The sequence below is a fragment of the Polaromonas sp. P1_E1_2 genome, assembly GCF_056406035.1.
This window is the reverse complement of record NZ_JBFUAZ010000219.1, coordinates 1-6,115: the sequence shown is the minus strand read 5'-3', so window position 1 is coordinate 6,115 and position 6,115 is coordinate 1. Positions and strand designations below refer to the sequence as shown.

At 62.8% G+C, this 6,115-nt stretch carries 7 protein-coding genes; 1 reads left to right on the top strand and 6 read right to left on the bottom strand.

The genetic code is table 11. The annotated features are described in order from the left end of the window. A partial coding sequence (locus AC1D1P_RS11870; protein ID WP_477673112.1) for a hypothetical protein occupies positions 1–738 on the top strand: 738 nt, incomplete at its 5' end. A 145-nt stretch (positions 739–883) separates the two neighbouring features. Here the strand turns inward: AC1D1P_RS11870 and AC1D1P_RS11865 are convergent. The 6 genes from AC1D1P_RS11865 to AC1D1P_RS11840 all read right to left on the bottom strand — a co-directional run. Then, complete coding sequence (locus AC1D1P_RS11865) at positions 884–1,591, bottom strand: B3/B4 domain-containing protein (RefSeq protein ID WP_477673111.1); 708 nt, start codon at positions 1,589–1,591, stop codon at positions 884–886. Positions 1,592–1,661: 70 nt separating this feature from the next. Then, positions 1,662–2,561, bottom strand: coding sequence for a helix-turn-helix domain-containing protein (locus tag AC1D1P_RS11860; RefSeq protein ID WP_477673110.1), 900 nt, complete (start codon positions 2,559–2,561; stop codon positions 1,662–1,664). Between the two features lie 72 nt (positions 2,562–2,633). Continuing rightward, complete coding sequence (locus AC1D1P_RS11855; RefSeq protein WP_477673109.1) at positions 2,634–3,638, bottom strand: ABC transporter ATP-binding protein; 1,005 nt, start codon at positions 3,636–3,638, stop codon at positions 2,634–2,636. Next, complete coding sequence (locus tag AC1D1P_RS11850) at positions 3,635–4,609, bottom strand: ABC transporter ATP-binding protein (protein ID WP_477670535.1); 975 nt, start codon at positions 4,607–4,609, stop codon at positions 3,635–3,637. Before AC1D1P_RS11850 ends, AC1D1P_RS11855 begins: the two co-directional genes overlap by 4 nt. After that, positions 4,606–5,547: an ABC transporter permease gene (locus AC1D1P_RS11845; protein ID WP_477673108.1), complete on the bottom strand. Its 942-nt coding sequence runs from the start codon at positions 5,545–5,547 to the stop codon at positions 4,606–4,608. Before AC1D1P_RS11845 ends, AC1D1P_RS11850 begins: the two co-directional genes overlap by 4 nt. A gap of 14 nt (positions 5,548–5,561) precedes the next feature. Then, positions 5,562–6,115: ABC transporter permease (locus AC1D1P_RS11840; protein WP_477673107.1), on the bottom strand; the 554-nt coding region annotated here is incomplete at its 5' end.

Below are 6,115 nucleotides of genomic sequence, written 5' to 3'. Positions count from 1 at the left end.
TTCATGGGCGGCTCGCTCGACATGCTGGCCGGCGGTCGCTGGAAGGCGGAGGGCAACGGTGTGCGCCTGCAGGAAGTTCGGCAGAGCGGCGCGATCTTCCCCGCCTTTGGCAAGCAGGTGCCTGAGCAGAAAGAGACGGTGGCGTTTGACTTTCATGGCTATTCGCTTTCCAACGCAACGTCTGCCGTGTTTGCCACTTCCGGCAACGACACGCTGCCCACCACGATGCGCCCACTGTTCAAGGAAGACCAGAACAACTGGTCTGACAGCTACAAGCTGCCACCGCTGCCGGTGGCGCAGGTGCGCTACTTTTATATAGGCGACGTGGAGGTGGACGCCAACCGCCAGCCCAAACGGCTGCGCGTGGTGCAGTACCGGCGCGGCGACGCGAACACGCTGGCCGTGGGCTACGACCAGTCGTTTGGCAACCCGCCGCTGAACCTGTCTGCCACGCTGAAGGGCGACGTGCTGCATGTAGACGGCAGCCGCTTTGGCAAACGCGACGAGCTGCCGGGCGAAATCCTCGAAGGCATACGCGCTGCCTGCATAAGGCCGGCGCTGGTGCCCGGCGCCAAACGCCCGGCCGAAGAAGGCAGCGAAGAAGAAGCCCAGGACAAAGCCGCCGCAGCCTTGGGCAAGGTGGTGGTGCGCAATGCGCCGCTGGTGCCGGTGAAAACGTTTTACCTGCCGCTGACGGCGATGCAGGGCGCGCCGTACTTTCCCGGCACGGAGAAGTAAATTCAAAGCAGGCCACGGCTGGTTGCCGTGGGCGGCCGCGCTTTGCTCCTAAATTAATAGCTGCTTGCGCATGTTCTTATTGGGTTGCAGCCATTTTTGATGCCTCAAAATGGCCTGAAAAGACTTCCATCAGGCCACGCGACCCTTACCCACCCGGAAAATCAAACTGCGGCGCGGTGCTGCTGAGCACCGCGGTGACGGGCGCAACCGGCCAGACGGCGGCCAGCTCAGCGGCGAGTGTGCTGATGAGCCGGCGCACATCGTCGGCCGCCGTAGCGTGCAGGGCTTCGGCCACGATGAGGACGCTGTGCGTGGCGGCGCTGACGGCCGAGAGGCCACTTTGCCGGTGCGTCCAGCGGCGGGCATGGGCGGAGGGCGGTTGGGCGGCGTCGGCAAAGATGACTTCATGCGGCTCGGGGTTTTCTGTTTCGCCGCTGAAGGCCTGGTAACTTTCAGCGCCGGTGGCGTAGCGCACATCCAGCTGCTGCGCCACCCGGGCCACGTCAAACACGGCGACGGGAATGGCGAACGCAATCGACACGGCGTTGCACAGATCAACCAGCGGGTGCAGCTGCGGCAGCGAACCTTCCTTGCGGAAGCGGCGCAGCAGTGATTCAGATGCGCAGCGGTACTGCGTGGGCTTGAGGCCCATTTTTGAAAAGGTACGGCGCCAGGCCTGCACCTCAGGCAGCTCGCCTTCAGCGTTCGTGGCCAGACGGGTGGCAGCGATGGCGTTGAAGCGGGCGACCTGGGCTGAGACGTCTGCATCGGCCGTGATGCCCGTAGCGGCCAGCACGCCGGGCACCAGCTCGGGATAGTCGGCCCAGATGGCCGGGGAATGGCGGAAGAACATGCGCGACGGCCTTCTTTAAAAAGTGAAACAGCGGCCAGCATGCCGCTGCGCGCGCACGCCGTCTTGAACGTTATTGCAGTGGGGTTTTGGTCGTGCTTTTGCCCATGGCCTGCTGCCACGCACCCGGCGTAAAGCCGAACTGGCGGGCAAACAGCCGCGTCATGTGGCTCTGGTCGGCAAAGCCGCAGGCGGCGGCCACCTGCGCGAGCCCGGCGCTGCCGCGGATCAGGCCGCGCGCATGCTCGGCACGCTGCTGCAACAGCCAGGCATGGGGCGTGAGGCCAAAGGCTTTTTCAAAACGTCGCAGCAGCTGGAACTTGCTGAGGCCTGCGGTGCGCGCCAGCTCCGTCAACGTGGGCGGGGCCAGCAAGTCAGCGGCCAGGTGGTCGCGGGCGCGAAGCAGCTCAGGCGAAGAAGGTGAGGTGGACGATGAGACTTGCGATTGCGTGACAGGTGAAACGGCATGACGGTGCAGCAGCAAGGCACAGGCGCGGACCAGCGCCTCTTCACAGGCCAAGGCCGCCGCGCGGCCGCGGACCGCATCGGCATCCCATTGCTGCAGGCGGCCGAGCAGGTGTTGCAACGCGCTGCGAAGGCGGGCGTCCTGCGTGACGGGATGCGTGAGTTCAACGCCGGTGGCCCGCGCGGTATCTGGTGCATCTGCCAGCACGGAGGCGATGGCCGCCGGCTCAAAATAGACCATGCGCCAGCGGCGCGAAGGGCCGCCCAGCGGCCGGCCGTCATGCACTTCACCAGGGTTGCACATGATCACGTCACCGGCATAGGCATCGACCGGGCCGCGCCCGCTGGCCGAGCTTTGCGCGCCCTGCTCCATCAGCCCGACGCCATACACTGCATGCCAGTGGCGGCCGAAGTGGCGCGCGCTTTCCATCTGCGTGGCGTAAATGCCTGCCCACGGCGAGCCGAAGACGCGGCCCTGGTGGGCGGGTGATGCAGATGTGGAGGACATGGGCGCCATGATGCCTCGGGAATGCGCGGCGGGCCAGCCCTCCCGGCGCCCTCTCAAGACGGCGCCCTGGTGTCAGGGCTCTGCGGCTTTTGAGGCGGTGGTATTCAGATGGCAGGCCGAGATTTGCGACGGCGCGACTTCGACCAGGGCCGGCCGGACTTCCCGGCAAATGGGCATGACATGCGGACACCGGGGGTGAAACGCGCAGCCGCTGGGCACGTTCATCGGGCTCGGCATCTCGCCTGCAATGGGCCTGTACGTCAGCGGCTTCGCATCCATGCGCGGCGCGTCGGCAATGAGTGCCTTTGTGTAGGGATGGTTGGGTTGGCTAAAAAGCGTCTCTGTTTTGGCCAGCTCCACAATGCGGCCCAGATACATGATCGCCACCCGGTCGGCCAGATATTCCACCACCGCCAGGTTGTGGCTGATGAACAGGTAGGCAAGGTTTTGCTCTCGCCGCAGCTTCTGGAAAAGATTGAGAACCTGCGCCTGGATGGACACATCAAGCGCGGAAACAGCCTCATCACAGACGACCAGCGACGGCTTCAGGGCCAGCGCTCTTGCGATGGCGATTCGCTGCCGCTGCCCGCCCGAGAACTGGTGCGGATAGCGTTCGCCGTAACTGGCGTCAAGACCCACCTGTTCCAGGAGGCCTCTCACGAACGGGGCCTTGTCCTTTGCGGAAATCAGCCCGTGATAGATGGCCGCCTCGCTGAGGAGCTGGTCAACACGCAGCCGCGGATTGAGCGAGCCATAGGGGTTTTGAAAGACCATCTGGACGTTTCGGTGGACATCCGAAAGATAGGGCTTGCCCGGCACCTGATGAACCATGACGTCGCCGCTGGACGGTTCCAGAATGCCCGCGACGATTCGCCCGAAGGTTGATTTTCCACAGCCCGACTCACCCACCAGGCCGACGACCTCCCCCGCCTCGATCTGCAGGCTGACGTCACTCACCGCGGACACCTGCTTGGGTGTCTTGCGGGCCAGCTTCAATTTGTGCGCCAGTTGCCCGCTCCAGGTTTGCGCGGCACCAAACCGTTTCGAGACATTGGCCGCTTCAAGTATCGTGGTCATGAATTGTTTGTCGTATAGGGGTGAAAGCAAAGAAACTCCCGGTCTTCTGTCCGGGTCAGGCCGGGCATCTTTGTGCACGCTTGCGTTGCCCGGCTGCAGCGGGGTGCGAACGCGCAACCGGACGGCAGGTTGAGCAAAGGCGGGGTACTTCCGGGAATGGGCTTGAGCAGGGAGCCGCGATCCTGCGACTTGGGCAATGAGTCGATCAACCCGCGTGTGTAAGGATGTCTCGGCGACCTGATCACGTCAGCGACCGCGCCTTTCTCGACGATGCGGCCGGCATACATCACGCACACGTAGTCGGCAAGGTCTTTCACCACACTCAGGTCGTGCGTAATCCACACCAGTCCCGTTCCTCGCTCCTTTGTCAGCTTGCGGATCTGGTAAAGAATCTGCGCCTGAATCGTGACGTCCAGGGCGGTCGTCGGCTCGTCGGCGATGATCACGGCCGGCTCGTTGATGATGGCGTTCGCGATGGCGATTCGCTGGCGCATGCCACCCGAGAGTTCATGCGGATAGGCGCGCATTCTCTCGGCCGGCGCCGGAATTCCCACCGCGGCCAACGCGGCGCATGCCCGCTCCGTGGCATCTGACCGTGATACTTTGGCGTGAATCCGGATGGTTTCCGTCAACTGGTCTCCCACACGGATGACAGGGTTGAGCGACATCATGGGGTCCTGGAAAACCATCGCCATCTCTTTGCCCCGAATCCTGTTCCATTCGCGGGCGGAGACGGAGCGCAGGTTATTTCCCCGAAGGAGAATTTCACCGGCAACGATTCGGCCCGGAGGATCCACCAGGTTCATCAAAGACATTGCCGTCACGGACTTCCCCGATCCCGACTCGCCCACCAGGGCAACGATTTGCCCTTGCCCGACGGAGAAGGAAACGTCGTTCACCGCCCTGGCGACGCCGGCCTTGGTCTCGAAGTGGGTCGTGATCCCACTGACCTTTAACGCACTTGTGCTCATACCTGATCCAGCTTGGGGTTGAAAACAACACGCAGACGATCACCGATCAGGTTGATCGACCCCACCAGAAGCACCAATGCCAACCCCGGATAGACCGAGATCCAGTATTTGTTCGTGAGCATGTACTCGAAGCCATTGGCAATCAGCAGCCCCAGCGAAGGTTCTGTCTGGGGAAGCCCGATACCCAGGAAACTCATCGTTGCCTCCAGGCTGATGGCGTGCGCCGTCTGCAGGGTGCCGGTGACGATCAGCGTTCCCATGCAGTTCGGCAGCACGTGCCTGAACATGATCCGCCTGGGGGGCAAGCCTTGCCCCATCGCTGCCTCCACATACTCTTTTTGTTGCTCCACCAGCGCGGCCCCGCGCACATTGCGGGCGTAGTACGCCCATTGAACAATGATCAGGGCCAGCAAGGTCTTGTCTACACCCTGGCCCAGCGATGCCAAAAGTACCAGAGCGATCAGGATGGCAGGCAGGCTCAGTTGCAAGTCAACGATTCGCATGAAGAACGAATCCACACGCCCGCCAAAGTAGGCGGCCGTCAGGCCCACTGTTGTTCCGATGCAAAGTGCGGCCAATGCACTCAGAAGGCCGACAGCCATGCTGATGCGAAGCCCATAGAAGATTGCGCTGATCAGGTCCCGTCCGGCGCCATCGGTGCCGAGGACATGCAGCATCCCGCTCACTTCGCTGCGCGCACCCGGAACGAGTTCTGCGTCCACGATAGACACGGAGGCCAGGTCGTACGGGTTCTGCGGTGAGAAAAATGGCGCGCCCAATGCCACGATGAGCAGCAGCCCGAAGACGACCAGCGCTGCGAACGCAATTTTGCTCAGCAGGAATTGCCGCCGGATCCGGCTCCACGGGGTTTGCGCCGGCTGCGGCGCCGGCCGGGCCGCCGGCTTTTCCTCCGCGTTCAACGATTCGGTCTGGATCATGGGGTCACCTCGTTTTATTTGCTGCGGGCTCTGAGCCGGGGATCAAGAATCACATACAGGAGATCGACCAGAAGGTTGATGGAGACCACCAGAAGGACGGTGACCATCAGGTAGGCCACGACAACGGGCCTGTCGAGATGGAGGATCGAGTCAATGATGAGTTTTCCCATGCCCGGCCATGCAAAGACCGACTCGGTCACCACAGAGAAAGCGATGAGGTGACCGAACTCGAGCCCGACGGCGGTAACCACGGGAATCATCACATTCGGGGCGATGTGTCTGGCCAGGAGCCTGAACCCGGACACGCCTTTGGCACGCGCGAACCGCACGTACTCCTGTTGCACCACATCGCGGGTTCCGGTCTCCGTCAGGCGAATCACCATGGCGATCTGGAATATGGCAAGCGTCGTTGCCGGAAGGATCATGTGCTTGAGGCCGTCCCATGTCAGGAAGCTGAAGGCGATGCCGAAGAGCTGTTCGGTGTCGCCTCGCCCGCCTGACGGAAGCCATCCGAGATTCACGGAAAAGATGAGGATGAGGATGAGCCCCTTCCGGATGAGCCCCTTCC